Raw genomic sequence first — 3,800 nt, 5'->3', positions numbered from 1 at the left:
CCCCCCCCCCCCCCCCCCCCCCCCCCCGCTCTGCTGATTTGGCGGGAACTGCCGGTTGACAAAGAGGGGGGCTATCCCGTAAAGTAGAGGACAGAAACGGACTGGAAAAGGGGGCAATTGAATGAGACAGAACCGACACTGGGGCCGCAGGCTGGCGGCTTTGGCCTTGACGGCCGCGCTGACGGGTTCCGCCGCGCCCGCCCTGGCCGCGGGGGACTACTGGGACGTGGACCGGTTGGACTGGTACTATGACCGCTGGATCGACAACGGCGCAGAGGCTTGGTATCGGGAGGCCACGGCCTACGCCTTGGATAACAGCCTGATTCTCCCCTTCGGGAGGAGCTTTGAGGGCGGCGAGGTGCTTAATCGGGGCCAGTTTGTGGCCATACTCAGCCGCCTGGAGGGCATTGACAGGGACGCGGTGGAGCAGACGGGGCAATTTACCGATGTGACGGCTGCCGACTACTTTGCTCCCGCAGTCTACTGGGCCAGTGCCAGCGGCGTGGTGGAGGGCACCTCCGCCACTACCTTTCACCCGGAGGGTACCATCACCCGGGAGCAGGTGGCCACCCTGCTGGCGCGCTATCTGGAGGAAAAGGGCGTCATTCTGCCCGACGACGCCGGCGCCCCGGCGCGCTTTCAGGACACTGCCTCCATCAGCGGATGGGCGGCGGAGAGCGTGGAGGAGATGCGGCGGTGCGGCCTGATGGAGGGGGACAGCGCCGGGCGGATGAACCCGGCCCGGCCGGTAACCCGGGCGGAGGGCGTGACCCTGTTCATGCGTCTGACCAAGCAGCTCCAGGCCGCCGGCGCGGAGGTGGGCCTGGACGGCCCCGCCACCCCTGCGGCGCTTGAAGACATCACGTTTACCGTGGAGCGCACCGAGATGGCGGTGGGGGAGCGGCAGCAGCTCACCTACGGCTTCCCTATGGGGGCCGTTGTACCCGGCCCACTGAGCTTTGACGCCTACTGCACCTCCGACTCCAGCCGGGAGGTGGTGACGGTCAGCGGCACCGGCCTTATCACAGCGGTGGCCCCCGGCCAGGCGGCTGTGGTGCTGAAGATGGAACAGGGCGGTGACAGCGGGGTACATATCAAGACGGTGCTGCTTACCGTGTCGGGGGAGGAAAACCCGGAGCGGCCGGAGCCCGAAGGTCCCACGGAGGAGGCGGTCTATGCCGCCATTACCGCGCTGAAGGCCGACTACCCCGAGGGAATGCGTTGGACGAACGACAACTTTTACGCCTCCCAGGCGCTGCGCTCCGGCGGCTACGGCTGTGAGGGCTTTGCCCTCATCTGTAGTGATGCGGCCTTTGGTACGCTGCCCGCCCGCACTCACCGGAGCTTTGAGGCCATCCGCGTGGGAGATATGATCCGCATCGGCGACTACCACACGGTGGTGGTGCTGGAGAAGAAGGAGAACTCGGTGATGGTCACCGAGGGCAACTACAACAGCTCCATCCACTGGGGCCGGGAGATCACCCGGAGCTCTCTGGAACGGGAGGGTTTCTCCGTGCGCACCCGCTACCCGGCATAACGAACAGGAGCGGGGGCCCAGGTGGGCCTCCGCTCCTCAGGCTGTCAATAGACCCTCCTGTCAAAGGGGTCGGAGGGAAGGATAGTGTGAAAGGGAACCGTCAGGGTTCCCTTTCGCGTTGGATCAAACGACCTTTTGAAACTTTTTCAGAGTTTCAAAAGGTTCGTCAGCCTGTCGAAAAGACTTTTTCGACAGGCTGAGGAGCGGAGGCCCAGGCGGGCCCCCGCTCCTGTGTTTTCTTTTAAACGCCCTCAAAGAAGGCGCGGGGATTGCCCGTCAGCAGGCGGTCGATGTCCGCCCGGCTCAGGCCCCGCTCCTCCAGAAGCGGGAGCACCCGGCGGTGAATGAAGGTGTAATCCTCCTCCAGATGCAGCCAGTCGGAGTGCTTGGTGGTCTCCCAACTGTCCCAGAAGGCCAGATAGGCGGCCAGATCATGGCTGAGCAGCAGCCGGTGGCCCCAGCCGGCCCGGCACAGGGCGGCGATGGTGTCCACCCGGGGCTCCAGGCCCAGGTCCCGGTCGCAGAAGCCGAAGCGGTCCATGCCCAGCCAGCAGCCCCGCTCCAGCATGGCGGTCAGGTACTCCAGGTTGTCGGTGTCGCCGCTGTGGCCCAGGATCACCCGGGAGGCGGGCACGCCGCAGGAGGCCAGCAGGTCGAGAATCGCCCCGCCGGCGGCCGTGGAGGGGTCATGGTGGCAGAACAGAGGCAGGCCGGTCTCCTTCGCCACCCGGCCGGTGGCGTGGAGCACCTTTTGCAGCAGGGGAGTGAGGCCGCCGCGGCCCACACCGGCCTTGAGTATGCCGGGTTTGCTGTCGGTGCCGGAGATGCCGTCGGCGCAGTCGCCCATCAGCAGGTCGTAGATCTCCTCCTCGTCCCGGAAGTACAGCCAGGGCTCCTCCTGGTAGTAGAAGCCGGTGGAGGCGATGAAGTTCAGGCCGGTGCGGCGGGCCACCTCCCGGATCAGGCGGATATCCCGGCCCAGGTTGACGGGGGTGCCGTCCACCACGGTGCGCACGCCCAGGGCTTTGGCCTTGCCGAGCTGTCCCGCGGCGATCTCGGCCACCTGGTCAAACTCAAAGAAGCGGGCGCCGAAATTCATGCGCATGGACCAGTCGGCGCAGGTGATGTGCTCATGCATCAGGGTCTGGCCCAGTCCAGCGGTGTCGATGGGGCCCAGAACGCCTTGGATCATCATAGGGATTCCTCCTGTCTGTTATTGCTGCCTCTATTATAACACAGGGGAATGGCCGGGCCCTATATGATCTCTTTATAGGGGTATATGTGCGGCCTATGGACGGGCGGTTATCCGGCGCTGACGGGGAGGACGATGTCTCCCACGGTGACGGAGGCCACCTCGTCCAGGGGGCGCAGCTCGTCGAAGATCCGGCTCTTCTGGCAGACGGTCTCCCCGTCTCCGGGGGTGATGCCGCCGCCGGCGTTGGTGAGATCCTGGGTGGTGCCGTCGGTGTAGGTGATCACCACGGGCAGGGACTCAAAGTAGCGGTAGCTCTGCTCCCGGTCATACTCGTTCTCCCGGCCGCTCTCCCGGTTTTCGCTCCACACCAGCTCCTGATGGACGGTGTAGTCCACCTGGATGGACAGGGGAGAGAGGGTGACGCCATCCAGGGTGGCGTCCATGCCGTTGAGGGTGAAGGACTGGCCGGCGGGCAGGGAGATGGAGGAGTCCTCAAAGGCAAAGTCGAATTTCAGCCTCCAGGTGCCCTCAGCCAGTGTCTCGCTGGTGCGGTAGTCGTTGTCCGTGTAGACCGACAGATCCTGGAACTTGACGGAGGCGGTGCCCGGCTTGAGGGGCTGGTCCTGAGTCATCATCTCCACGAACTGGATGGCGTTGTCGGCGGGGTCGGCGTCATAGAACCAGGAGGAGCCGTGCGCCCCGCCGCCGGATGTGCGCACCTGAGTGCCGTAATTGCGGAATCTCAGGGGGAGCAGGCCATCCCGTTCGGCTCCGGCCGCCAGCGTCTCGTCGCTGACCAGGGGGGAACCGTCGTCCCGGCGGATGGAGTAGACGATGGCGTAGGAGTAGGTGTCCCCCATGATGGCGTCGGCGGTGATGGTGACGCCGTTGCTGGTGGCGCTGGCCCCGATGGGGTAGCCGATCTGGTCGATAATCTCCGTCTCGGCGTGGCCGCCGCCGAACAGGCCGGCAAAGGCGTCCCCGGCGCTGCCCAGGGCGCCGGTGGCCCCCGCCCCCCCCCGGCTGAGCGCCAGGGCGGCGGCTGCACCCACCGCCGCGGAGCGGCGG

3 protein-coding genes are annotated in these 3,800 nt (G+C 66.1%); 1 reads left to right on the top strand and 2 read right to left on the bottom strand.

All coding sequences use genetic code 11. The features are described from left to right. Nucleotides 1-121 precede the first annotated feature (121 nt). Nucleotides 122-1,537, top strand: a complete 1,416-nt coding sequence (locus ACESY8_RS17540) for an S-layer homology domain-containing protein (protein ID WP_434307808.1) — start codon at nt 122-124, stop codon at nt 1,535-1,537. A 241-nt stretch (nt 1,538-1,778) separates the two neighbouring features. On the opposite strand, the gene ACESY8_RS17535 is transcribed toward ACESY8_RS17540, so the two are convergent. Together ACESY8_RS17535 and ACESY8_RS17530 are read right to left on the bottom strand one after the other, a co-directional pair. Further along, nucleotides 1,779-2,732 (bottom strand): phosphotriesterase family protein, encoded by a 954-nt coding sequence (locus tag ACESY8_RS17535; RefSeq protein ID WP_054339369.1) that lies wholly within the window; start codon nt 2,730-2,732, stop codon nt 1,779-1,781. A 107-nt stretch (nt 2,733-2,839) separates the two neighbouring features. After that, nucleotides 2,840-3,800 (bottom strand): DUF4179 domain-containing protein (locus ACESY8_RS17530; protein WP_498794903.1); only part of this gene is annotated, 961 nt, incomplete at its 5' end.

Source organism: Clostridium sp. ATCC BAA-442 (assembly GCF_964239415.1).
Classification (GTDB): domain Bacteria; phylum Bacillota; class Clostridia; order Oscillospirales; family Oscillospiraceae; genus Flavonifractor; species Flavonifractor plautii.
Note: the sequence above shows the minus strand (reverse complement) of the source record. Positions and strands in the feature narration are given on the sequence as shown.

Coding starts and splice junctions, on each gene's coding strand:
- ACESY8_RS17540 (WP_434307808.1), top strand. CDS start 122: ATGAGACAGAACCGACACTGGGGCCGCAGGCTGGCGGCTTTGGCCTTG.
- ACESY8_RS17535 (WP_054339369.1), bottom strand. CDS start 2,732: ATGATGATCCAAGGCGTTCTGGGCCCCATCGACACCGCTGGACTGGGC.